The following is a 25,236-nucleotide window of genomic DNA, read 5'->3' on the forward strand; positions in this document are numbered from 1 at the left end:
GCAATGACGGAAGAAAAAATTTATGACGTAATAATAATCGGAGCTGGACCTGCCGGAATGACTGCTGCAGTTTATACATCACGCGCAAATCTGTCGACATTAATGATTGAACGTGGGATACCAGGTGGACAAATGGCGAATACAGAAGAAGTCGAAAACTATCCAGGTTTTGAAACTATTTTGGGACCAGAACTTTCGACAAAAATGTTTGAGCATGCAAAAAAATTCGGAGCAGAGTATGCATACGGTGATGTTGCAGAAATAATCGATGGTACTGAATACAAAACTGTTAAAGTTAGTGGAAAAGAATATAAAGCATTAGCAGTAATTATTTCTTCTGGTGCTGAATATAAGAAAATGGGAATTCCAGGAGAAACTGAACTTGGTGGACGTGGAGTAAGTTATTGTGCAGTATGTGATGGCGCATTCTTTAAAGGGAAAAACCTAGTTGTTGTAGGCGGTGGAGATTCTGCTGTTGAAGAAGGGGCATTTTTAACTAAATTTGCCGAAAAAGTAACAATAGTTCACCGTCGCGATGAGCTACGTGCACAAAAAATCTTACAGGATCGTGCTTTTGCAAATGAGAAGATTGATTTTATTTGGAATACGACTCTAAAAGAGATTCATGGAAAAGATGGCAAAGTAGCAAGTGTAACTTTAGTTTCGACTGTTGATGGTTCTGAAAGAGAATTTGAAACCGATGGGGTTTTTGTTTATGTAGGAATGTTACCATTAACGAAACCATTTAATAATCTAGGGGTTTTAAATGAAAATGGTTATATCGTGACAAATGAAAAGATGGAAACATCTATTCCAGGTATTTTCGGAGCAGGGGATGTACGTGAAAAAATGCTTCGCCAAATTGTCACGGCAACAGGAGATGGAAGTATCGCTGCTCAGTCCGCACAACATTATATCGAGAATCTAAAAGATAAGAATGTTACAAATGCTTAATTTAAATTAATCTTATTTTAATTCGTTTGTAACCTTCTTGAAACACATCAAGTGTATAGTAAGAAATATAAATTGACCCCCTTTTTATATAGAAATTATTGGACAGGCTGTTTCTCGATTTTAATCGATGAAGCAGCCTCTTTTTTTGTTTTTCATGTATAATATAAAGTAATTAAGTATTTATTGGTTTGGAGTGATTATTACGTGCAACGAATCGCAAATCTACTCGTATATAAAAATGGGCAAGTTCTTTTATTAAAAAAGCCTAGAAGAAACTGGTATGTTGCTCCGGGAGGTAAAATGGAGCCAGGTGAATCCATTCTTAGTGCCGCCGTCCGAGAGTATACAGAAGAAACGAATACTACTCCAATCCATCCACATTTAAAAGGTATTTATACAATGGTGATTGAAGAGGATGGAGAACAAATCGATGAATGGATGCTCTTCACCTTTATTGCAAGAGACTTAGAAGGAACACCTTATAAAGAAACAAAAGAAGGTGTTCTCGAATGGCATCCAGTAGAAGATTTAGAAGTATTGCCTATGGCGGAAGGAGATCGTACAAATCTACTTTTTGCTGTTAAAGAACACGGAGTTCAATATGGAACATTTGTGTACACGCCAGAATTTACCCTACTAAAAGAAACGATTCAGCAATCATCGGAGGGAGAAGTAAATAATGGATAGTCAACAAAAGCTTGAAACAGAAGTAGTTATAATTACCGGTATGTCTGGAGCGGGGAAGACAGTAGCAATTCAAAGCTTTGAGGATCTTGGCTATTATTGTATCGATAATTTACCTCCTGAACTTTTAGGCACATTCATTAATCTAATGATGGATTCGAATAAACAGCCTCGCAATATTGCTGCTGTGATGGATTTGCGTGGGGGAGAAATGTTTAATACTTTAGCTGATTCGATTAACAGCTTACAAGAAGCAACGTCTGTAACTCCTAAAGTATTATTTTTAGATGCGCAAGATGAAGTATTAGTTAGAAGATATAAAGAAACGAGAAGATCTCATCCTCTAGCGAACTCTGGGCTTCCTTTAGATGGTATTAAAAAAGAAAGAGAATTACTTTCTGATTTAAAAGGAAGAGCACAATTCATTTATAATACTTCAAAAATGAAACCACGAGAGCTACGTGAAAAAATACAAGATGAATTCTCACCAAAAGGAAGCAATGTTTTTACAGTCAATGTTATGTCATTTGGCTTTAAACATGGGCTTCCTATCGATGCGGATTTAGTATTTGATGTACGTTTTCTACCAAATCCATACTATATTGAAGAGTTGCGTTTAAAATCAGGACTGGATGAAGAAGTTTCTGGTTACGTACTAAAGTGGGTAGATACAAAAACGTTAATTGAAAAGTTAACAGATTTGTTTCAATTCATGATTCCCCAATATAAACGAGAAGGCAAAACTCAGCTTGTAATTGCTTTCGGATGTACTGGAGGACAGCATCGCTCCGTAACTCTTGCCGAATATTTTGGGAAACTTTTAAAAGCAGATGACAAAACAATCATAACGCATAGAGATGTTACAATAAGAAAGGAATGAAGTAATGGATCGTACGAAACACCATAAAAAGAAAATAGCAATTATTGGTGGTGGTACGGGATTATCTACTTTACTTCGTGGTTTGAAGAAATTCCCGCTCGATATTACTGCAATTGTCACTGTGGCAGATGATGGAGGAAGTTCTGGGCGCTTACGGGATAATTATGATATTCCACCACCCGGTGATGTTCGAAATGTATTAGCTGCACTATCAGATGTAGAGCCATTAGTAGAGGAAATGTTTCAGTATCGTTTTTCCGACTCAAGCGAATTAGAGGGTCATTCGTTAGGGAACTTAATGCTTGCGGCCTTAACTTCCATTACAGGTGACTTTGCAAATGCTATTCGAGAAATGAGTCATGTATTAAAAGTACACGGCAAGGTTCTTCCAGCTGCCAATCAAATTGTTACACTTCATGCAGAATTTGAAGATAAAACCATCATAAGTGGGGAATCTAAAATCCCGCATTATGGACATAAGATTGAGAGAGTATTTATTACACCTTCCGAGGTGAAACCGTTACCGGAAACAATTAAAATTATTTTAGAGGCAGATATCATTGCTATAGGACCCGGTAGTTTATATACAAGTATTCTTCCTAATTTATTAGTAAAGGATATAAAGAATGCAATTATTCAATCTAAAGCAAAGAAAGTATACATTTGCAATTTGATGACGCAGGCAGGGGAAACGAGTAATTATTCGGCTTCTGATCACGTGCAAGCACTTATTGATCATGTAGGAGAAAATTTTTTAGATACTGTATTAATTAGCAAGGAAGAAATTCCTGAAAATGTACAGTTTTTATATAAGCAAGAAAAAGCATCACCAGTGAAAATAGATGTAGAAAAGTTAGAAACATTAGACATAGACATCGTAAAAAAAGATATTTCAGTTGTGTATGATGGAGCAGTTCGTCATGATGCGATGGAAGTAGCAAAATGGCTAGTAGAATATGCTGGTTAATTTAAAATCACCACCAATAAGTCACTAGCAAGAAAGGGGGAAACGGTTATGTCGTTTGCTTCTGAAACAAAAAAAGAGATGACCCAGGAAGAGTCAAAGCCTTGTTGTTCAAAGGCTGAACTTTCTGCGCTTATTCGAATGAACGGTTCTTTATCGTTTAGCAATAAAATGCTAAGTTTGGACGTCCAAACTGAAAACGCAGCAATTGCTAGAAGACTATATACATTGATAAAATCATTATATCCCTATCAAGTAGAATTACTTGTTCGTAAAAAAATGAGATTGAAAAAGAACAATGTATATATATGTCGTGTCCGTGAAGGGGCAAAGAACTTACTAGAGGACTTAAAAATTTTGAAAGAGAATTTTCAATTTGAGTATTCTATTTCAAAGGAACTGGTTAAAAAGAATTGCTGTAAGCGAGCTTATCTTAGAGGAGCTTTCTTAGCGGGTGGTTCTGTTAACAATCCAGAAACGTCTTCTTATCATTTGGAGATTTATTCATTATATAAAACACATAGTGATGCGTTAGTCGAACTAATGAATGAATTTGAGCTAAATGCAAAAACAATTGAACGGAAAAAAGGCTATATTGCTTATTTAAAGGAAGCAGAAAAAATTTCTGATTTCTTTAGCATTGCTGGCGCACATAATGCATTGTTAAAATTTGAGGATGTACGCATCATCCGAGATATGCGAAACAGTGTAAATCGTTTGGTTAATTGTGAAACAGCTAACCTCAATAAAACAATCAGTGCTGCAATTAGACAAGTTGAAAACATCCGATTTATTGAAAATACAATTGGATTAGATCAATTACCTGATAAATTAAGAGAGATTGCAAGGTTGCGTGTTGAATACCAAGATGTTACATTGAAAGAATTAGGTGAAATGGTTTCCACTGGAAATGTGAGTAAATCAGGAATAAATCATCGTTTGCGTAAAATAGATGAAATTGCAGACGCACTTCGTAGAGGCGAGACAATTTAGGGAAATGGAGCGTAGAAAAATGACAGAAAAACAAGTCGAAGTCAAATTACCAGCCGGACTACAAGCGAGACAGGCAGCTTTATTTGTCCAAGAGGCTAATCGTTATATTGCAGATGTTTATTTAGAAAAAGATGCGAAGAAAGTAAATGCAAAAAGTATCATGGGAATTATGAGCCTAGCCATCAGTAAAGGAATCAACGTAACTTTGAGTGCAGATGGTTCGGACGAGGAAGAAGCAGTAGAAGCATTAGCAAAATTTATTTCCCATGAAAATTAAAAAAGAGAGCGCCCAACTAGTCAGCTAAGACGAAAAGGCGGTCTTTTTATTTAGGCTCTTTGTAGATATGCAAAGGGTCCTTTACATGTGCTTACTGTGTTTGTGACCGGATAGATAAAAATGTGTCCGGATAAAATTAATTTCTGACCGTATAAAATATTTTCCGTCCACATAAAAAATTATTTGTCCATATAGCGTCATTATATAGAAAAAGAGTGAAGGAAAGTGACCCAGTCACTTTCCTCCACTCTTTAATCGTAGAATCAATAACATATAAATGCTACCCAGAGCTACGATTATTCTATTATGCTTTTTTCATTTCGCTACGGTCGATAATATGGTCGATTAAACCATATTCTTTTGCACGTTCAGCAGTCATGAAATTATCACGATCTGTGTCTCTAGCGATTACTTCAATAAGTTGACCAGTGCGTTCAGAAATAATATTGTTTAATTTATCACGTAAAAATAAAATACGTTTTGCAGCAATTTCAATTTCCGTTGCTTGCCCTTGAGCGCCACCAAGTGGTTGGTGAATCATTACTTCTGCGTTAGGAAGTGCATAGCGTTTTCCTTTTGCTCCTGCTGTAAGAAGGAAAGCACCCATGGAAGCAGCCATACCGATGCAGATTGTTTGTACATCTGGTTTGATGAACTGCATTGTATCATAGATGGCCATGCCAGCTGTAATACTTCCGCCTGGGCTATTAATATAGATGGAAATATCTTTATCTGGATCTTCTGCTTCTAAGAATAATAGTTGGGCAACAATGGAGTTAGCCACGTTATCATCGATACCGCTTCCAAGCATAATAATACGGTCTTTTAATAATCGGGAGTAGATGTCATATGCACGTTCTCCACGATTTGTTTGTTCAATAACTGTAGGAATTAAATTCATCCTGATTGCCTCCTTCAAAGGTGGTTTGATTATTTGATTACTGAGAAAAGTTCCCTCAGCTGTAACTTTATCATACACATTAAGGTCAAGGAAGGTCAAATATTAAGCATTGAAATGATAGCTTGAATTATTTGCGTTCCATTTGTATAATAGAAAGGTCGCTTGCCCTCGTAGTTTAATGGATATGACACAAGATTCCGGTTCTTGGGATGGGGGTTCGATTCCCTCCGAGGGCGTATTTTAGTTTTTTCAAAACACTCTAAGACGTTGGTAACACAACTTTTTAGAGTGTTTTTTTATTATAATTGCATCATCGGTGTTCCACTTTTCCTGCTAGAACCACCGCCTTCCGCTCCTATTCCACAGTAGTACTCTTTAAAGATATGCTAACCTCAGAAGCTAAATACTTTTTCCTCACTTTTAACTAGCACTATTTGTATTACGTACAAAGTCTATCCAAATAATTCCTGCTTCAATCGGAATTCATGCTAACTCTTAAGTAAACATTAACCGTTCGGAAGGTGGGAACAATCTATTTATTCTTATTTGGAACCTATTTACAATTCAACCGTATTAGTTATTAGTAGAAGATTTGTAAATTTCGACCTTTGGGTTTTAATAAAGAGTTCTTGCAGTTTTTTTATAGCATACAAGAATATAAATGGCGTAAAGGAGGTGTCGGAGAAATGTTATGGCTACTTGTTTTAGGGATCGCTGGATTGTTTGTTCTAATCGGTTTCGGATACGACTATTTCATTCGGAAAGACTTTAGTGAATTCAATACACCAGAAGTAAACCAAAATGTAGAAAATGCGAAAAGAGATGCAAAAACGGTGGAAAGTGCAAGTTTTAACGGATTCGGTGGTTAGCAACTTCTGATAGAAGTTACTCTGGATAACATTGTATTGATCAATTTGCTTTTTAGAGGATACCATTTAAAACACTCTACACATAGCTTTATATGTGTAGAGTGTCTTATTATTCATTGTTCCGTCTATTATAAGAAACGCTGTAAGCTTCATGACGGAAGTGTAAGATTGGATCATTGGTTAGTTCAATGCCTTTTCCAACAATCGTTGGATCGAATAATAATTCTTCCTTCGGTTGAAGGGCTTTTAATAATGTAAGTTGTCCAACGACAATTTTTTCTCGATCATCTGGCCATGGATCGGTAGGATCATCGGTAGGGTCGCTATCTAATCCTAATCGAATAACTAAATTAAATGAAACTGGGCCATTTGCCAATCGAGCGTTGAGATCCTCGCTAAGATAATTTGGTGAAGATTTACTCACATCCAAATTAGAGGAGTTTTCTACTAGTTTTACAGGTTGCCACTCGTATTTGATTGCTTGCCGCTTACCATCTTTATTAATAAAGTAAAAGGCATGTATAGGGTAATAGTTTAAGAGTGCATAACTTGTTGGTGGTTGCTTCATTTGTTCTTTAAGCGCGGCGAAAATGTTTTTTCTATCGGGATATTTTTTTAAGATATTTACTATACCTAATCCTAAATCTACCTTATCTAGACCTGTTTTGTCGGCAGTTAGTGTTTTTAGCATGTCTACAAATGTTTCAGGACTCTTCGTTACAAACATGGGGACTGTCGTGCTGACTAAATGACTTGTTTTACCATCTGGTAAGTGGAAGTGGACAGACATACCTTTAGCAGGTGAAAGGAAATCAGCTGCTGATGGATTTGGAGGACTATTTGAGAACCGAACAGTCACAGGGATTTCTTCGTTTTGAAGATGCTCAGCAATCGTAAAAGGTTTTGCATTGCCTGTTGGTTTAAAAATGGCATCGTAATATATTCCTTTTGCATGGGCACGACGAGATCCGGGAAACCTACCTTCTATGTTTTCTAGTGCATCGACTGCTTCAGTTGGCAAAGTGCTATGTTGCTCATTAGATGTATTCATCTGAATCACCCCATTAAATAAACTTTATTTATCATTACCACTCATGGATAAAATTAAACAAAAGCAGTACTAACATTCTTGTTTCTAGCGAATAGCATGGGATGTTTTAGATTTTAGAATTTAAGGTAGATTAAGACTATACGCAAATTAGAGGTGAATGAATATGAAAAAATTATTAGGTCCAATTGTTATAATTGTGGTGATTATTGCAATTTTTGCAGCCATTTTAATACCAAGTTATAACGGTTTTGTTAACGGAGAAGAAGATGTGAATAAAGCATACGCGCAAATTGAGAACCAATTACAACGACGTATGGATTTGATACCAAACTTAGTGAACACAGTTAAAGGTTTTGCTGCACATGAAGAAGAAGTGCTTGGAAATATAGCAGATGCACGTTCTAGATTGGCTGGAGCGAATACTCCAGAAGAACAAGCGGAAGCGAATAATGAGTTATCAGGTGCTTTGAGCAGATTATTAGTTGTTGTAGAAAATTACCCGGAACTAAAAGCGGATGCTAATTTCCGTCAACTAATGGATGAGCTTGCAGGAACTGAAAATCGTTTATCTGTAGCACGTGAAGATTATAATGCAGTAGTTTCGGATTACAATAAAAAAGTAAAGAGAATGCCAGGAAGTATCGTTGCTTCTATATTTGGATTTGATGAGAAAGAGTACTTTGAAGCAGACGCAGCAGCTCAGGACGCTCCGAACGTTGACTTTGAAGGGGATGGCGAGTAATGGTAAAAGTTGCGCGAATGCTCATCGTTGCGCTACTTTTATGTCTTAGTTTACCAATAGTAACTGTAGCGGCATCTAATATTCCTGAACCAATTCCAGGTGAATTGTATGTTCAGGACTACGAAAATTATTTATCTGATACGACAGAGCAACAGATTGAAGAGTTAGGAGTTAATTTAGAAAATGCTACAGGCTCACAAATTGTTGTGATGATTATCAACTCCTTAAATGGTCAAGATGTGAACCAATTTAGTGTAGATGTGATTCGAGAATTCGGTATTGGTGATAAAGCAAAGAACAATGGTGTTCTACTTGTAATTGAAACAGATCCCGATAAGGTTGGAGATAGAGAAGTATATATTGCAGTTGGTCAAGGACTTGAAGGTGCACTACCCGATGGAAAAATAGGACGAATTATTGATGAATATACAATGCCTTATTTAAATCAAGGTTCTGTAGATGATGCGGTACTTTCAACTTATCAAGTTCTCTATAATGAGGTTGCAACTGAATATGGTTGGGACGGAGAATTGGTAGAACCTAAGAACCCGGCTAATACAGATGAAGGGTTTTCCTTTACAACGATCATTGCAATAATAATTGTAATTTATATTATCTTCTCTATTATGAATGGAGGCGGTAGAGGTGGTCCTGGTGGACGTCGTCGTTCTCGATCCATAATGTTCGGACCTGGAAGCTTCGGAGGTGGCTTTGGCGGTGGTAGAAGCTCTGGTGGAGGTTTCGGTGGATTCGGAGGAGGAAGCGCTGGAGGCGGCGGTGCAGGACGTAAATGGTGATGGTCTAGTTGATAAATGCTTATTATGTAAGTAATATTATAATTAATCGAACGCTCAATTATAATTGAGCGTTCTCTTTTTTCAAGGAGGCAATGTAAGTGAAAGTTTATTTATATACAAGACCAGGATGCCATTTGTGCGATGAAGCCAGATTAATGTTAAAGCTTGTACAAGAGGACGTTTCTTTTGAAATGAGTGAAGTGAATATAGAAGAAGACGATGATTTACATGAAAAATATATGCTTATGATCCCAGTAGTTGTTTTTGAGGATGAAATTATTCAATATGGAAAGGTAGATTACGCTACGTTACTGGAAGCATTACTATAAGTATGCTTCCGTACTTTTGCTTCTCACAGTAAATAATAGTTATTAGCTATATTTTCTCTTTAGTCGCAACATTCCTATGCATATTCGCTACATTTATATGACTATTCGCTACATTTATATGATTACCCGCTACTTACTTTGATTTCCTACACGTAAGAAGCGAAGCTACACCTTAATATATTCAGAATCTCATCTATTTCTTTGAATCTCCCTTTGTCTTCCGAAATAATGCACAAATAATTGCCAATTTGAATATTATATTGTATGATTATTTTATTGATTCACTTTTTTTTTAAGTAACTGGGACATTTTTTGTGGTAGTGGGACAAAAATGTCACATTAGGTTAGGAAGTGAAATATGGACCCTTTGCTCACAGCTCAATTAAAGCTAATTCCTGAAATGAGTGATTTGTTACAAAAGAGATATCAAATACTGCAAATGATTCAAATCTCTAAAGGGATTGGACGTCGTGTTTTAGGAGAACAACTAGGTTTATCAGAAAGAGATACAAGAAAAGAACTAGATGCTTTAAGGATGCAAAACTTAATTGAGGTTTCACGAGAAGGAGCAGCAATTACTCCAACCGGAACCCAAGTACTACTAGATTTAAAAGAAGTTGTTCGAGAATGGTCAGGTAGATTAACTCTTGAACAAACACTTTTAAAATATTTACACATTAAAGAAGTGATAATTGTACCTGGAAATGTAGATACTAACAAAAATGCAGAAATGCTTTTGTCACAAGAAGCAGCAAAGTATTTGGAGAGTATTTTAAACGATGACAAAATAATCGCTGTTACTGGCGGTTCTACCATTGCATCAATTTCCAACTTCGTACATGAAACATCCCGATGGAAAAACTTGATGTTTATCGCAGCAAGAGGCGGTGTTGGAAAAGATGTCTCATTACAAGCTAATACGATTGCCTCTCTTTTCTCCGATAAAATGAATGGAACTTATCGGACATTGTATATGCCGGATAGTTTAAGTGAAGAAGCATACACTACGATGAAGAAAGAACCATTTATACAAGAAATGATGGACCTATATGAAAGAACAAATATTATTATTCATGGTATAGGTGATGCAGCTGAAATGGCTCGAAGAAGAAATTCTACTGAAGCTGAGATAGAGCGTTTAAAAGAGATTGGTTCTGTCAGTGAAGCATTTGGATATTATTTTAATGAACAAGGCGAAGCTGTACATCGAATTAGAACGATTGGAATCCAATTAAAACAATTAAAAAATATAGAGTATTTGCTTGCAGTTGCAGGTGGTGCCAAAAAAGCAAAAGCACTTTTATCTTATTTTAAACAAGCGCCGTCACAAACTGTGTTAGTGACAGATGAGGGTGCAGCAAACGAAATGATGAAAATAATCTCACAAACAAACTAGGAGGAAACAAAATGACAGTAAAAATAGCTATTAACGGGTTTGGACGAATTGGACGAAAAGTTTTTAGAGAAGCGTTAGAAGAGAAAGATCTTGAAGTGGTTGCAATCAATGATTTAACAGATGCTGCAATGCTTGCACATTTGTTAAAATATGATTCTGTACATGGAATTTTTGATGCAGAAGTTACTTCTGAGGGCGATTACTTAATCGTTAATGGAAAAAACATTCGTGTATTCGCAGAAAAAGATCCTTCTGCACTTCCTTGGAAAGAGCAACAAGTGGACATTGTTATTGAATGTACAGGTATTTTTAGTACTACTGAAAAAGCTGGGAAACATATTGAAGCTGGAGCTAAAAAAGTTATTCTATCTGCACCAGCAAAAGATAATATGCCTACATTTGTTATGGGTGTAAATGCAGATAAATATAACCCAGAAACAGATCATGTCGTATCAAATGCTTCTTGTACAACAAACTGTCTAGCTCCTGTAGCAAAAGTGTTACAAGATCAATTTGGTATTAAACGTGGAATGATGACGACAGTTCACTCATACACAAATGATCAACGTATTTTGGATTTACCACATAGTGATTATCGTCGTGCACGTGCAGCAGCAGAATCGATGATTCCTACAACTACTGGGGCAGCATCAGCAGTTGCAAAAGTACTTCCTGAACTAAAAGGTAAATTAGATGGTATGGCTGTTCGTGTGCCAACTCCAAATGTTTCCTTAGTAGACTTTGTAGCAGAATTAGAAAAAGATGTAACAGTAGAACAAATTAATACTGCATTAAAAGAAGCTTCGGAAAATGAGTTAAAAGGAATACTAGCTTACAACGAGCTACCTCTTGTTTCTATCGACTATAATGGAAATACTTCTTCCTCTACAGTTGATGGACTCTCAACGATGGTACTTGGAGACAATCTTATTAAAGTAATCTCTTGGTATGACAATGAATCAGGATACTCAGCACGTTGTATCGATCTAGCTCTTCTTATGATGAAAAAAGGACTATAATACGCCGAATTGTAATGAATTTCTAAATAGCGTTTATGTTTAATAACCTCTATAATGGAAGAGGGTAAAAGGAGCAAGGGTTACCCTTCGCTCCTTATTTTTTTAATAAAAGATTGACAGTAATAAGTTCTATAAAGTACTGTCCAGACTTCAGGCGCCAGCCGCATGTCGCGGCTAAGCGGGCGACTTACTCATTTCTCATTATATTAGGGGGCTTTTCTCATGTATGAAAAACAAACAATGAAAGACGTTTCTTTACAAGGTAAGAGAGTATTTTGCCGAGTAGACTTTAACGTACCTATGGAAGATGGAAAGATTACGGACGATACACGTATTCGAGCAGCACTACCAACGATAAACTATTTAATCGAGCAAGGTGCGAAAGTAATTTTGGCGAGCCATATGGGACGCCCAAAAGGGGAAGTAAAAGAAGAACTTCGTTTGACAAAAGTGGGAGAGCACTTATCTAAAGTATTAAATAAGCAAGTTAAAAAATTGGATGAATCGATCGGGTCTTCCGTAGAACAAGCTGTTTCTCAAATGAATAATGGAGACGTACTATTACTTGAAAATGTGCGTTTCCATTCAGGGGAAGAAAAAAATGATGCTGAACTTGCTAAAGCATTTGCATCTTTAGCAGACGTATATGTAAATGATGCATTTGGTGCAGCTCATCGTGCTCATGCTACAACAGAAGGTATTGCTAAGCTTTTACCAGCTGTTTCTGGATTATTAATGGAAAAAGAACTAGATGTTTTAGGTAAAGCTTTATCGAATCCAGTAAGACCATTTACAGCAATCATTGGTGGAGCAAAAGTAAAAGATAAAATTGGTGTTATCGATCATTTATTAGACAAAGTAGATAATATTTTAATCGGTGGTGGATTATCGTATACTTTCTCAAAAGCTCAAGGGCATGATATCGGGAAGTCTCTTGTAGAGGAAGATAAAATCGAACTTGCACAGTCTTTTATTGAGAAAGCGAAAGAAAAAGGTGTTGCTTTCTATTTACCAATTGATGCAGTTGTGGCAGATGAGTTTTCAAAGGATGCGAACACGAAAGTGGTAGATATTGATCAAATCCCTTCTGATTGGATGGGGCTTGATATTGGACCGAAAACTGCAGCACTTTATTCCGATGTCATTAAGGATAGCAAGCTGATTATTTGGAACGGACCAATGGGTGTATTTGAAATGGATGCTTTTGCAGAAGGAACAAAGGGTGTTGCTAATGCTATGGCTGACACTACTGGGTACACAATAATCGGTGGTGGAGATTCTGCAGCAGCAGTAGAAAAATTCGAAGTTGCGGATAAAATGGATCATATTTCGACTGGTGGCGGAGCTTCCTTAGAGTTTATGGAAGGTAAGGATTTGCCAGGAGTTTCTGCTTTAAACGATAAGTAATGGAGGAGAAGTCATATGCGTAAACCTGTAATAGCAGGGAATTGGAAAATGTATAAAACCCTCACGGAGGCAAAAGATTTCGTAGAACTGTTAAAAGGAAGACAAGTAGATAGTAGCAAAGTCGAAACAATTATTTGCGCTCCTGCTTTGTTTTTAGACCAACTTGTCCATAATGCAAAAGATTCTTTTATTTCCATAGGAGCACAAAATATGCACGAGGAAAAAGAAGGAGCTTTTACAGGGGAAGTAAGTGGTCCTCAGCTAAAAGATTTAGGCGTGAGCTATGTGGTCATTGGACATTCTGAAAGACGCCAATATTTTAATGAAACAGATGACTCTGTTAATAAAAAAGTAAAAGCCGCATTTGAAAATGATTTAACTCCTATTATTTGTGTAGGAGAAACGTTAGAACAACGTGAACAAAATGAGACGGAAACTATTGTTTCCAATCAAGTAATGGCAGCATTAGAAGGTCTTTCAGAAGAAAATGTGAAAAATTCGATTATTGCATATGAACCAATTTGGGCTATTGGGACTGGTAAAACTGCTACTGCTGATGATGCAAATGACGTATGCCAAGCAATTCGTGAAACGGTGCTTGATAGCTTCGGTGAAGAGGTGGCAAGTAGCATACGTATTCAATACGGTGGAAGTGTGAAGCCAGAAAATATAGAAGAATTGCTATCCAAAGAACATATCGACGGAGCATTAGTTGGCGGAGCGAGCTTACAAGTAGACTCATTCGTTAAACTTTTGGAGGCTGGAGAAAATGTCTAAAAGTCCAGTAGCTTTAATTATTTTAGATGGATTTGGATTGCGCCATGAATCATACGGAAACGCAGTAGCGCAAGCAAGTAAACCAAACTTTGACCGTTATTGGGCTGATTATCCTAATGCAACTTTAACTGCGTCTGGTGAAGCTGTTGGATTACCAGATGGGCAAATGGGAAACTCAGAAGTAGGGCATCTAAATATAGGTGCAGGAAGAATTGTATACCAAAATCTGACTCGAATTCATAAATCGATTCGTGATGGTGAGTTCTTTGTTGAACCAAAACTTCTTGGTGCAATTGAACATGTTAAACAAACTGGTGGGAAGCTACATTTGATGGGTTTACTTTCAGATGGTGGAGTTCATAGTCATTACTCTCATTTATTTGCTTTATTGAAATTAGCTAAATCTCAAGGTTTAGAAGACGTATTTGTCCATGGGTTCTTAGATGGACGAGATGTTGGTCCTCGAACAGCGATTGGTTATGTAGAGGAAGCCGAAAAACAAATGAAAGAAATTGGTGTAGGTAAGTTTGCTTCTATAAGTGGTCGTTATTATGCAATGGATAGAGATCGACGCTGGGAACGAGTGGACTTGGCTTATAGAGCGCTTGTAGATGGTGTCGGAAGAACTGCTGAATCAGCAACGGAAGGCATATTAAAATCTTATGAAGAAGATATCGTAGATGAATTTGTCGTACCATTTGTTATTGAAGCGGATGCTAAGCCTGCTACGACGATCGACTCTGGGGATGCGGTAATCTTCTTTAATTTCCGTCCAGACAGAGCAATTCAACTTTCTATGGCATTAAATACGCCATCATTTGATAGTCTACAATTAAGTGAAAAACATCCGACGAATTTAAAGTTTGTGACATTCACACATTATAGTGATGATGTTGTTTCAGATGTAGTATTTGAAAAAGAAAACTTATTTAATACTGTTGGAGAGGTACTTTCCAATCATGATAAAACACAGCTCCGAATTGCAGAGACAGAAAAGTATCCTCATGTAACATTCTTTATGAGTGGTGGACGTGAAGATAAGTTTCCTGGAGAAAAAAGAATTTTAATAAGTTCTCCAAAGGTCGCTACATACGATTTAAAGCCTGAAATGAGTGCGTATGAAGTTACGGATGCACTGCTAGCTGAAATTGCAGATGATAACTTTGATGCAATCATTTTAAACTTCGCTAATCCAGACATGGTAGGGCATAGTGGTATGTTAGAGCCAACGATCAAAGCGATTGAAGCAGTAGATACTTGTCTTGGTAAAGTAGTGGATGCCATTTTAGCAAAAGGTGGTCAAGCAATCATTACTGCAGACCATGGAAATTCGGATGAAGTTACAACACTAGAGGGTCAACCTATGACTGCACATACAACAAATCCTGTGCCTGTCATTGTGACGAAAAAAGATATTACGCTTCGAAGTAACGGAATTTTAGCCGATTTGGCACCAACCATGTTACACTTATTAGGGATAGAAGCACCGCCTGAAATGACAGGTAAAACACTAATCGAAACGGAGAGTTAAAAATGCCAATTATTACACAAATTCAAGCTCGTGAAGTATTAGATTCACGTGGGAACCCAACAGTAGAAGTAGAGGTTTTTACAGAAAGCGGTGCATATGGTCGTGCAATCGTTCCATCTGGTGCATCTACTGGTGAATATGAAGCAGTAGAACTTCGTGATGGTGACAAAGCAAGATACCTAGGTAAAGGTGTTTTAAAAGCAGTAGAAAATGTTAATAACATTATCGCAGCTGAATTGGAAGAAAACTTCACAGTTTTAGACCAAGTATCCATTGACCAAGCAATGATCGAATTAGATGGTACAGAAAACAAAGCAAATCTAGGTGCAAACGCAATTCTAGGAGTTTCCATCGCAGTTGCACACGCAGCAGCAGATTATTTAGATATTCCTCTTTATCAATATTTAGGAGGATTTAATGCAAAACAATTACCAGTTCCAATGATGAACATTTTAAATGGTGGGGAACACGCTGATAACAACGTAGATATTCAAGAGTTTATGGTAATGCCAGTTGGAGCAGAAACTTTCCGTCATGCACTTCGTATGGGAACTGAAATTTTCCACAGCTTGAAAGCAGTGTTAAAAGAAGCTGGTTTAAACACAGCTGTTGGAGATGAAGGTGGATTTGCACCGAACTTAAAATCAAATGAAGAAGCTCTTTCTACTATTATGACTGCTATCGAAAAAGCAGGTTACAAACCAGGAGAAGAAGTACTTCTAGCAATGGACGTAGCATCTTCAGAGTTATTCAATAAAGAAGATGGTAAGTACCACTTATCAGGTGAAGGTGTTGTAAAAACTTCAGAAGAAATGGTTGCTTGGTATGAAGAGCTTTGTGAAAAATACCCAATTATCTCTATTGAAGACGGATTAGATGAAAACGACTGGGCTGGACATAAATTGCTAACAGATCGTTTAGGTAAAAAAGTTCAATTAGTTGGAGACGATCTTTTCGTAACAAATACGAAAAAATTGGCTGAAGGAATTGAGCAAGGAGTAGGAAACTCTATTCTTGTAAAAGTGAACCAAATCGGTACGCTAACAGAAACATTTGAAGCAATCGAAATGGCAAAACGTGCTGGATATACAGCAGTTATCTCTCACCGTTCTGGTGAATCAGAAGACGTTACAATTGCCGACATCGCAGTTGCAACAAACGCTGGTCAAATCAAAACAGGTGCCCCATCTCGTTCGGATCGTGTAGCAAAATACAACCAATTACTACGTATTGAGGATTCATTATATGAAACAGCTCAATACTTAGGCAAAAAAACATTTTATAACTTAAAATAATGCGAAAAAGGTTTTCACATTAATAATAAGAGGAAGCGTGGAGTGATACAGTCACTTCTCGCTTTTTTTAGGTAATCACAGGGGGAGTACGTAGATACTGAAGCTTACCGCTCTCTTTCCACGGGCGTGCGCCGAGCCTTGGGCAAACAAGATGTAGGTCATACAATCGTTGCAGCTGTACGCGGCTAACTTAGATTGCATTCCATTTGCCGAGGCGCCCCTTAGCCTTCCTTTCGCTAATACGCTGAGAGCACTGAAAAAGTTTATAGAATTTAACTTTACTAAATAATGTCGTCCGATAAATAAGAAAATCGTTGAAACGGCTCCCTTTCCGCGGGCGTTGCCTTAGCCTCCTCGCTACGCTGCGGGGTCTTCGGCTAACGCTATTCCCGCAGGAGTGTCGCCTTTTTCAACGATTTTCTATAAATCCTAATTGAAAAAATATAAGTGATAAAAACTTACTCAATTAATGGCATGATGATTTCCTAATTGATTGTGGATAATAGTTAATTGTAGTGGATGGCGGCGACTCCAGCCGGAATAGCATGAGCTGAAGACCCTGGACTGAGCGTAGCGAGGGAAGCGGCTGAAGCCATGCCGGCGGAACGCGTCCGCCTGGAACGGAAATTAACGGGTCCAAAATAAAAATCGAGTATGTGAACTACTTGCTGGACTACAATTATAAAACTTATCTAAAAAGCTCCTTAACGATTGTTAAGGAGCTTTAACTTTAAAAGAGATAAGGTCCGATCAAAAGAAACAATATAGCAAGATTCATAAATGTCGTATATAAAACAAAGAGATTGAACGTTTCTTCTGATACTTTGTAACGAACAAGGAACAAAGGAATAGTTGATAGAATCATAGCAAGCAACAAAAGTAATAGAAGATGCCAACCTTCCGTTATGAAAGGAATGTTATAAAGTATCGATTGAATATTTGTAAATTTAAACAAGGAAATCGATTGCATACTAAAAAGTGCGATAAGATGAATGGTAAAAGCAATTTTATATGATTGCTCCGGTTTAAATTTACCTAGTAAAAATAAACTACCATACGTTACGATAAATGTTAGAAAAATCCATACAAACGAAAACATTGCAAGTAAAAATCCATGAAATAGATTACTTAACAAAGTATAAAAAGCGGCTTTATAATCTCCCTGCATGATTTCTTTCGTTTCTTTTTTCTTGATCTCCTCGGAGGATGAATATTCTAAAATGCGGTTGGAGCCCTTCATTTTTAAATAGGCAACCGTTTCTTGGTCTAGTAAAATCGAACGTTCATAACGGTTTCCTACTTTAGTAACAGCATTTGCTTGGACGGTAGTATGTACTAAATCACCAACAAATATTTTGTTGACCTTCCCGAGAGAGGGGTCATACAATGAAGCAGAAAATGTAATAATCGGTGCTTGTTCACCTTGATATATCATAGGAGACTGAATATCGCTTAATGAGCTATTTGTTTCATTTTCCACAAAGGACAGTTTATCGAAGATCGGTGATTGATGATTACTTAGATCAAATTGTGCTAATTCAATATTTTTTGTACTAGAGCCACCAGCTAATACTTTTTTATCAAGCGCAATAGCATAACTCTTATCTATTAATTGAAAAATTTGCATAGATAAAAGGTTTTCTTGTCCACTAATAGTAAAAGTAAAGAGTTCAGAAAGCTCGTTGGAGAGACTATACAAAGTATAAAGTTTATCTTGCTTATTTTCAGTTACAACAAAGATTTGATCTTCTAGAATTTTAACAAAATTCACAGGCTCATCAGCTCTAAAACGTTGCTCTTCTTTAGTAAAAGGACTTTCTAAAATTACTATATCTTTATTCTCCGTCCAATACACGAGTGAATCTACTGTCTTTGTGAAGTTAGCAACGTCTGAAGCGATAACTTTTTCTCCTGAAGTTGTATTAGTATGAATAAGCGAATTTTCTTTTATATAGTAGGAGTCTGTTCCATCACTCCAACTATTTTTGTATGTATTAAGCGAATCAATCGTACGATTTCTTTTACACTCTAACTCCTTGTCACACGACAAAACCTCTAGTTTTTTGAAGTCAAGCATGCTAATGGTGTATCCGTTCTCTTCTTGAACACTTTGAAGTTTAGCAAAGTTACCTTCTATCGTTTCTAACTGAAATGATCTACTCCATTGTTCGGAGGGAGGATGAGTTTGTTCTTGTAGAGTTTCCCAATAAAGTAAGCCTGTTATGCATACTATAATAAGTATACTAAGTCCTATTAATTTGTATTTCACGATGTACCTTCCTTTTGCTATTATTTTATGAGTTTACTAATTTACTTAATTCTCTATAGGTTGTGAATTTCCTTTTTTTACTTTTTTTATGAATTGTAATCGATTGACTGTCATTGCTAAATTTTTAGATATATAATGAACCAGTTTATACTATACTGTTTTGTCGATAGACTGTTGTAAGTTCTAGTTTTTTTTGGTAAAATTAATATTGTTGTGAACGTTCTTATCAGGAGGTGGAATAAATGCATGCGTTTTTAATGATTTTACTAGTCATCGTATCGCTCGCATTAATCGTTGTCGTGTTGTTACAATCAGGGAAAAGTGCTGGTCTATCAGGAGCCATCTCTGGTGGGGCTGAACAACTATTTGGAAAACAAAAAGCTCGAGGCATGGACCTTGTATTACATAGAGTGACGATTGTACTTGCAGTATTATTTTTTATTTTAACTATTGCTGTTACTAAATTTTAAAACAGATCGCCTGACCGACTTCTGATTGGTTAGGCGTTTTCTTTTAAAAATTTTTACATACATATTAATCTTGTATATAGTAATGTCTGGCTGCCGGACTTTTCCGTTATGAATGAAAGCAGTTAGAGGCATACTGTATTTTATATTGGAGGTATTTTTTTATGCGAATCACAACGCCTAAACCTTTTTTCTTTGAAGCTGGTAAACGAGCAGTGCTTCTACTACATGGATTTACAGGAAACTCATCGGATGTACGAATGCTTGGACGTTTTTTAGAGAAAAATGGATATACATCATTAGCGCCACATTATAAAGGACATGGTGTACCACCTGAAGAGCTTTTGGAAACAGGTCCTATTGATTGGTGGAAAGACGTTATAATGGCTTATGATCGTTTAAAGGCTGCAGGCTATGAGGAAATTGCTGTTGCTGGTCTATCACTAGGAGGCGTATTTTCATTGAAATTGGGGTATACAGTTCCTGTGAAAGGAATTGTGACAATGTGTTCCCCAATGTCCATGAAAACAACCGATATTATGTTTGAGGGTGTATTGAAATACGCAAGAGAATATAAAAAGTATGAAGGAAAAACCGAGGAAGAAATCGAAAAAGAAGTAGAAGCAATACGCGAAACACCAATGGAAACATTATCAGAATTAAGAGATTTTGTTTACAATGTACGTGATCACGTTGATCATATTTATGCTCCGCTCCTTGTTACACAAGGTAAAAAAGATTCGGTCATTGATGTGAATTCGGCTACAATCATTTATGAAGAAGCAGAATCAATCGAAAAAAATCTAAATTGGTATGAAAATTCTGGTCATGTCATTACACTTGGTCCAGAAAAGGAACAATTACATGAAGATATATTAAACTTTTTAGAGTCGCTTGATTGGAATGTGTAAAACGAACCAAAAGTGCACACGCTGAAAAAGGAGGGATGTAACATGGAAAATTTAAAAGATACGCTACTTGAATTAATGAGAGCAGATGAATATAAACCACTTACAATTAAAGAAATCGAGGAACATTTCGGTTATAGCCATTCGGAGGAATTTAAAGAATTAGTTAAAACACTTGTTCAAATGGAAGAAAAGGGTCTAGTTGTCCGTTCAAGATCAAATCGATATGGTGTTCCAGCTCGAATGAACTTAGTAGTAGGTAAATTCATAGGGCATGCAAAAGGCTTTGGTTTTGTTGCACCGGAAGAGGATGGCATGGATGATATTTTCATTCCACCAACAGAAGTAAATGGTGCAGTGAATGGGGATACAGTACTTGTTCGCGTATCCCGTGAAACTTCTGGAGATAGAAGAGAAGGTTCAATTATTAAAATTACACAAAGAGGGATTTCTAAGATCGTTGGTACTTTCCAAGACAATAAAGGCTTTGGATTTGTTATTGCAGACGATAAAAAAGTTCCAATGGATGTCTTTGTTGCAAAAGGAGATACACTCGGAGCAATTGAAGGTCACAAGGTAGTTGTAGAAATTACGGATTGGCCAAGTGATAGAAAATCGGCAACTGGTATTGTGACACAAATTTTAGGACACAAAAATGATCCTGGAGTAGATATTCTATCGATTATTTATAAACATGGAATCACGATTGATTTTCCTCAGGAAGTAATCGATCAAGCGGAAGCTGTTCCTTCCGAAATCGATGAAAAAGATTTAGAAAATCGCAGAGATTTACGTGAAGAAGTGATTGTTACGATTGATGGTGCTGATGCGAAAGATTTAGATGACGCCGTTACTGTGACAAAGTTTCCAGATGGTACATTTAAACTTGGTGTACATATAGCGGATGTTAGTCATTATGTGACAGAAGGTTCACCTCTTGACCGTGAAGCATATGATCGTGGAACAAGTGTTTACTTAACGGATCGTGTTATCCCTATGATTCCACACCGTTTATCGAACGGTATCTGTTCGTTAAATCCACAAGTGGATCGTTTAACATTATCTTGTGAAATGATGATCGATGGATCAGGAATGGTCACATCACATGAGATATTCCAAAGTGTTATTCGTACAACAGAAAGAATGACGTACTCGGATGTATATAAAATCTTGGAAGAAAAAGATGCGGCTTTAATAGAAAGATACGAACCACTTGTACCGATGTTCGAAACGATGGCAGAGTTAGCAGCTGTCCTAAGACAGAAGCGTGAAGATCGTGGAGCAATTGACTTCGATTTTCCAGAAGCAAAAATTTTGGTTGATGAAGATGGTTGGCCAACGAATGTTGCAATTCGTGAAAGAACTGTTGCAGAGCGTCTTATTGAAGAATTCATGCTAGCTGCCAATGAGACAATAGCAGAACATTTTAAATGGATGGATGTACCGTTTATTTACCGAATCCATGAAGATCCGAAGCCAGAAAAGCTTCAACGCTTTTTCGAATTCTTAACGAATTTCGGTCTTGTCGTTAAAGGAACAGGAAATAATATTCATCCGAAGGCATTACAAGAAATTATTGAGTCCATTGAAGGAATGCCGGAAGAACCGGTTATTTCTACAATGCTTTTAAGATCGTTACAACAAGCAAAATATTATGCAGAGTGTCTAGGACATTTTGGTTTATCAACGGAGTATTATACACACTTTACATCACCAATCCGTCGTTATCCCGATTTAATCGTTCACCGATTAATCCGCACGTATTTAGTTGAAGGTGATGTATCTCAACCTACAATCAACCATTGGGGAGCAATCATGGATGATATCGCTGAACATACTTCTAAGCGTGAAAGACGTGCAGTTGATGCAGAACGCGATACCGATTCATTGAAGAAAGCTCAGTATATGGCGGACAAAATCGGAGCAGAATTCGAAGGTATCGTAAGTTCTATTACGAACTTTGGCATGTTCATCGAGCTTCCGAATACGATAGAAGGTCTTGTGCATGTGACGAACATGACAGACGACTATTACCGATTCGACGATCGTCAAATGATGATGATTGGGGAACGTGCAGGGAAGCAATTCCGTATCGGGGATGAAGTAACTGTACGCGTTGCTGATGTAAAAGTGGAAGAGTCATCTGTAGACTTTGAAATCGTCGGAATGAAAAAAGCATTCCACCGAACTCGAAAAGAAACACCAAAAGTAATACATGCGAAGAAAAAAGAAGGATCTGGCAATCAAAGAAAAGGTACTTCTCAACCAGGTCCGAAAAAAGAAGTAAAACAGAAAAAGAAATTCTACGAATCAGTAGCTAAAAATTCCCAAAAACGTAAACGTTCAAAGAAAAAATAAGGAGCGAGAAATCGCTCCTTCCCTAGCTTTTAAAGAGGTGAATGAGATGGCAAAAAAGAATGATGATAAAGTCCTTGCACAAAACAAAAAAGCCGGCCATGATTATTTTATAGAAGAAACAATCGAAGCAGGCATTGTATTGCAAGGAACAGAAATAAAATCGATACGTAACGGTAAAGTACAATTAAAGGATTCCTTCGTACGTATTCGAAATAACGAAGCATGGATTTCCAATATGCATATTAGCCCTTACGAACAAGGAAATCGTTTTAACCATGATCCTTTACGTTCCAGAAAACTACTTTTACATAAAAAACAGATTAGCAGCTTAATTGGTGAAACGAAAAGAGAAGGATTCACGATTGTTCCGCTAAAAATGTACATCAAAAATGGCTATGCAAAAGTATTAATCGGAATCGGTAAAGGAAAGAAAGATTACGATAAACGTGATGTGCTGAAGAAGAAGGAAGCTAAACGAGAGATTGAAAGAGCATTCAAGGCTCGTAACCAGTAAGCGATTATCCAATACTGGTAAGATGTCTCACTTGAATTTTGACCTAATTTGATGTATAGTAAGCTATGTAACGAAGCTTACATTATTCCATAAACGGGGACGTTATGGATTCGACAGGGATAGTCTGAGCTTGAGTTGCGCGTCGGAGGCTCGGCTCCGTAAAAACGGACCTTATAATAACAGGCAAAACAAACAACAACTTAGCATTCGCAGCGTAAGCTCGGATCTGCTCTATTTATCTATCGCCCATGTGGCTAGGTAGAGCTCAACTTTAGTGGGATACGGTTGGCAGTGCCACTTGAGCTGTCAGCAAGAGATTTCCAAGTTAGCGTACAGGACGCCCGCTTATCGGCATAATGCTACGCGAAACTTTAAATAGGTAAGATACACGCGTAGAAGCTTAAGTGTTAGAGTTTCTGGACGCGGGTTCAAATCCCGCCGTCTCCATATATCGAAATCATATGATTTCAAACAGTGTCAAAACCCTTGGTATCCAAGGGTTTTTTCTTTTTGTCTATATCATCTAGTTTCAATGAGTATCAATCTAACGTAGTCAAAAACGTAGTCAAAGCGTCGTCACCATCTGCAGGTTCCACGTAGTCGGAGAACTTTAGTATTGCTTCTTCTTTTGCTTTCTTTGTAACGTGTGCATAAATGTTCATGGTCGTTTTTATATCACTATGACCTAAACGATCTTGTACTTCTTTTAAGCTTACTTTTGCTTCAAAAAGCAATGAACAATGTGTATGACGTAAACCATGTGTTGTAATTATGGATAGCTTATATTTTGTTTGAACCTGTATGATCCATTTACGAAGCTTTGTAGGTTGTAAGAATTCATTTTTTTCATTGCTAAATACAAGTCCATTAGGTTTGCTTATATTAAATCCTAACTTCAGATATTCTTGCTTCTGCTTTTTCTTCCACTCTTTTAAAACAGCCATTGTCTTGGGGTCCATACTAATTGTCCGAGCAACACCTGTTTTTGTAGATTTAACGTATAGTCGATTATCTTTGCCAAGTGAAAGGGCCTTGTTGATACGTAGCTCGTTTTTTGTAAAGTCTAGGTCATTCCAAGTAAGTGCCAAAGCTTCGCCTCTACGCATACCACTAAAAGCAAGTAAGCGGAATAGAACGTAAGCTTTGTGGTTATTTTCACGTTCTAAGCATGATAGGAACTCTCTAAGTTGCTCGCGTGTATAGAAGTTCTCCGGTTCATCTTCATCTGCTCCTCCAAACTTCTTAGAAATGTTAGTGGGCAAATCTACATATGCAAAAGGATTTGTTTGTATATAACCACGCTTAATCGCAAAGTTCAACACTTTCGCAGCATAGGCTTTTACCATGCGGAACTTCTTTAACTTCGACGCCCATTCATCCAAGTGCTTCTGACATATATCTACATGTATCTTTTCAATTTTATAAGCACCCATCGCTGGTAAGATATGATTTTTAAAGATACTTATAGTTTTAATGAATGTACTTTCTTCAACAGTTTTTTCGTATTGTTTTATCCAGAGCTCATATATTTCTTGGTATGTTTCAGCACGTTTTTGATGATATGTGCCTTTAGCTACATCTAGCTTAATACGAGCTAATGCTAATTCCGCTTCCTTCCGTGTTTTAAATCCACTCCTTGAAGAACGCTTCTGTTTGCCGGTTAGTGGATCAATACCTAAATAAAGTGGAAACTCGTATCGTAAATTACCGTTTTCAAGCTTGTAGCTTTTGATTGGTGATACTTTTTTCTTTGTCATGATGATTCCTCCTATATTTGTTGTTGTGGGGACAAAATATAAAAGGAGAGGAGTTACCTCTAGTGTTATTATAATACAACTAAAATAAAACCTCCCC

At 37.0% G+C, this 25,236-nt stretch carries 24 protein-coding genes, 1 tRNA gene and 1 other RNA gene; 22 read left to right on the forward strand and 4 right to left on the reverse strand.

The features are described from left to right. Positions 1–3: 3 nt before the first annotated feature. The 6 genes from trxB to AN959_RS17290 all read left to right on the forward strand — a co-directional run bounded on the left by trxB (position 4) and on the right by AN959_RS17290 (position 4,752). Entirely contained in the window at positions 4–954 is a 951-nt protein-coding gene (trxB, locus tag AN959_RS17265; RefSeq protein WP_056832591.1) for a thioredoxin-disulfide reductase, read from the forward strand. A 204-nt stretch (positions 955–1,158) separates the two neighbouring features. Beyond that, entirely contained in the window at positions 1,159–1,641 is a 483-nt protein-coding gene (locus AN959_RS17270) for an NUDIX domain-containing protein (protein ID WP_056832593.1), read from the forward strand. Next, positions 1,634–2,518, forward strand: a complete 885-nt coding sequence (gene rapZ, locus AN959_RS17275; RefSeq protein WP_053588424.1) for an RNase adapter RapZ — start codon at positions 1,634–1,636, stop codon at positions 2,516–2,518. The genes AN959_RS17270 and rapZ overlap by 8 nt, the downstream gene beginning before the upstream one ends. A gap of 4 nt (positions 2,519–2,522) precedes the next feature. Beyond that, complete coding sequence (gene yvcK / locus AN959_RS17280) at positions 2,523–3,485, forward strand: YvcK family protein (RefSeq protein WP_056832594.1); 963 nt, start codon at positions 2,523–2,525, stop codon at positions 3,483–3,485. Positions 3,486–3,533: 48 nt separating this feature from the next. After that, the gene (gene whiA / locus AN959_RS17285) at positions 3,534–4,475 is read left to right on the forward strand and encodes a DNA-binding protein WhiA (protein ID WP_053588426.1); all 942 of its coding nucleotides are present in this window, start codon (positions 3,534–3,536) and stop codon (positions 4,473–4,475) included. 19 nt (positions 4,476–4,494) lie between these two features. Continuing rightward, positions 4,495–4,752 (forward strand): HPr family phosphocarrier protein, encoded by a 258-nt coding sequence (locus tag AN959_RS17290; protein WP_056832596.1) that lies wholly within the window; start codon positions 4,495–4,497, stop codon positions 4,750–4,752. Between the two features lie 304 nt (positions 4,753–5,056). Here the strand turns inward: AN959_RS17290 and clpP are convergent, their stop codons facing one another. Next, positions 5,057–5,653, reverse strand: coding sequence for an ATP-dependent Clp endopeptidase proteolytic subunit ClpP (clpP, locus tag AN959_RS17295; RefSeq protein ID WP_056832598.1), 597 nt, complete (start codon positions 5,651–5,653; stop codon positions 5,057–5,059). Positions 5,654–5,817: 164 nt separating this feature from the next. Between clpP and AN959_RS17300 the strand changes: the two genes are divergently transcribed. Both AN959_RS17300 and AN959_RS17305 read left to right on the forward strand, forming a co-directional pair. Continuing rightward, positions 5,818–5,889 (forward strand) — tRNA-Arg (locus AN959_RS17300). A gap of 450 nt (positions 5,890–6,339) precedes the next feature. Then, positions 6,340–6,522, forward strand: a complete 183-nt coding sequence (locus tag AN959_RS17305) for a hypothetical protein (protein ID WP_056832599.1) — start codon at positions 6,340–6,342, stop codon at positions 6,520–6,522. A 109-nt stretch (positions 6,523–6,631) separates the two neighbouring features. On the opposite strand, the gene AN959_RS17310 is transcribed toward AN959_RS17305, so the two are convergent. Beyond that, the gene (locus tag AN959_RS17310; protein ID WP_056832601.1) at positions 6,632–7,573 is read right to left on the reverse strand and encodes a catalase; all 942 of its coding nucleotides are present in this window, start codon (positions 7,571–7,573) and stop codon (positions 6,632–6,634) included. 163 nt (positions 7,574–7,736) lie between these two features. On the opposite strand from AN959_RS17310, the gene AN959_RS17315 reads away from it, so the two are divergent. The 9 genes from AN959_RS17315 (at position 7,737) to eno (ending at position 16,866) form a co-directional block, all read left to right on the forward strand. After that, positions 7,737–8,315, forward strand: a complete 579-nt coding sequence (locus tag AN959_RS17315; RefSeq protein WP_056832604.1) for a LemA family protein — start codon at positions 7,737–7,739, stop codon at positions 8,313–8,315. Further along, positions 8,315–9,112 carry a YgcG family protein gene (locus AN959_RS17320; RefSeq protein ID WP_056832605.1) on the forward strand — a complete coding sequence of 266 codons (798 nt, stop codon included), beginning with the start codon at positions 8,315–8,317 and terminating at the stop codon, positions 9,110–9,112. The genes AN959_RS17315 and AN959_RS17320 overlap by 1 nt, the downstream gene beginning before the upstream one ends. Positions 9,113–9,210: 98 nt before the next feature. Next, positions 9,211–9,441: a glutaredoxin family protein gene (locus tag AN959_RS17325; RefSeq protein WP_056832607.1), complete on the forward strand. Its 231-nt coding sequence runs from the start codon at positions 9,211–9,213 to the stop codon at positions 9,439–9,441. 358 nt (positions 9,442–9,799) lie between these two features. Continuing rightward, a complete protein-coding gene (locus AN959_RS17330) occupies positions 9,800–10,837 on the forward strand; it encodes a sugar-binding transcriptional regulator (RefSeq protein ID WP_056832609.1) in 1,038 nt (345 codons plus the stop codon). Between the two features lie 11 nt (positions 10,838–10,848). After that, positions 10,849–11,856 carry a type I glyceraldehyde-3-phosphate dehydrogenase gene (gene gap / locus AN959_RS17335; RefSeq protein ID WP_053588434.1) on the forward strand — a complete coding sequence of 336 codons (1,008 nt, stop codon included), beginning with the start codon at positions 10,849–10,851 and terminating at the stop codon, positions 11,854–11,856. Between the two features lie 222 nt (positions 11,857–12,078). After that, entirely contained in the window at positions 12,079–13,263 is a 1,185-nt protein-coding gene (pgk, locus tag AN959_RS17340) for a phosphoglycerate kinase (protein ID WP_056832612.1), read from the forward strand. Between the two features lie 15 nt (positions 13,264–13,278). Further along, positions 13,279–14,040, forward strand: a complete 762-nt coding sequence (gene tpiA, locus AN959_RS17345) for a triose-phosphate isomerase (RefSeq protein WP_056832614.1) — start codon at positions 13,279–13,281, stop codon at positions 14,038–14,040. Then, positions 14,033–15,571: a 2,3-bisphosphoglycerate-independent phosphoglycerate mutase gene (gene gpmI, locus AN959_RS17350; protein ID WP_056832616.1), complete on the forward strand. Its 1,539-nt coding sequence runs from the start codon at positions 14,033–14,035 to the stop codon at positions 15,569–15,571. Before tpiA ends, gpmI begins: the two co-directional genes overlap by 8 nt. 2 nt (positions 15,572–15,573) lie before the next feature. Further along, the gene (gene eno / locus AN959_RS17355; protein WP_056832618.1) at positions 15,574–16,866 is read left to right on the forward strand and encodes a phosphopyruvate hydratase; all 1,293 of its coding nucleotides are present in this window, start codon (positions 15,574–15,576) and stop codon (positions 16,864–16,866) included. 730 nt (positions 16,867–17,596) lie between these two features. On the opposite strand, the gene AN959_RS17360 is transcribed toward eno, so the two are convergent. Continuing rightward, the gene (locus AN959_RS17360) at positions 17,597–19,135 is read right to left on the reverse strand and encodes a hypothetical protein (protein ID WP_056832620.1); all 1,539 of its coding nucleotides are present in this window, start codon (positions 19,133–19,135) and stop codon (positions 17,597–17,599) included. Between the two features lie 242 nt (positions 19,136–19,377). Between AN959_RS17360 and secG the strand changes: the two genes are divergently transcribed. The 5 genes from secG (at position 19,378) to ssrA (ending at position 23,832) form a co-directional block, all read left to right on the forward strand. After that, complete coding sequence (gene secG / locus AN959_RS17365; RefSeq protein ID WP_053588441.1) at positions 19,378–19,605, forward strand: preprotein translocase subunit SecG; 228 nt, start codon at positions 19,378–19,380, stop codon at positions 19,603–19,605. 161 nt (positions 19,606–19,766) lie between these two features. Continuing rightward, positions 19,767–20,513, forward strand: coding sequence for a carboxylesterase (locus tag AN959_RS17370; RefSeq protein ID WP_056832622.1), 747 nt, complete (start codon positions 19,767–19,769; stop codon positions 20,511–20,513). A 42-nt stretch (positions 20,514–20,555) separates the two neighbouring features. Next, positions 20,556–22,868 carry a ribonuclease R gene (gene rnr / locus AN959_RS17375; protein WP_056832625.1) on the forward strand — a complete coding sequence of 771 codons (2,313 nt, stop codon included), beginning with the start codon at positions 20,556–20,558 and terminating at the stop codon, positions 22,866–22,868. A 46-nt stretch (positions 22,869–22,914) separates the two neighbouring features. After that, complete coding sequence (gene smpB / locus AN959_RS17380; protein WP_053588444.1) at positions 22,915–23,382, forward strand: SsrA-binding protein SmpB; 468 nt, start codon at positions 22,915–22,917, stop codon at positions 23,380–23,382. 95 nt (positions 23,383–23,477) lie between these two features. After that, positions 23,478–23,832, forward strand: a transfer-messenger RNA (tmRNA) gene (gene ssrA / locus AN959_RS20825). A gap of 89 nt (positions 23,833–23,921) precedes the next feature. Here ssrA and AN959_RS17385 read toward each other — a convergent pair. Continuing rightward, a complete protein-coding gene (locus tag AN959_RS17385) occupies positions 23,922–25,139 on the reverse strand; it encodes a site-specific integrase (RefSeq protein WP_056832627.1) in 1,218 nt (405 codons plus the stop codon). Positions 25,140–25,236 lie beyond the last annotated feature (97 nt).

Source organism: Psychrobacillus sp. FJAT-21963, from assembly GCF_001420585.1.
Classification (GTDB): domain Bacteria; phylum Bacillota; class Bacilli; order Bacillales_A; family Planococcaceae; genus Psychrobacillus.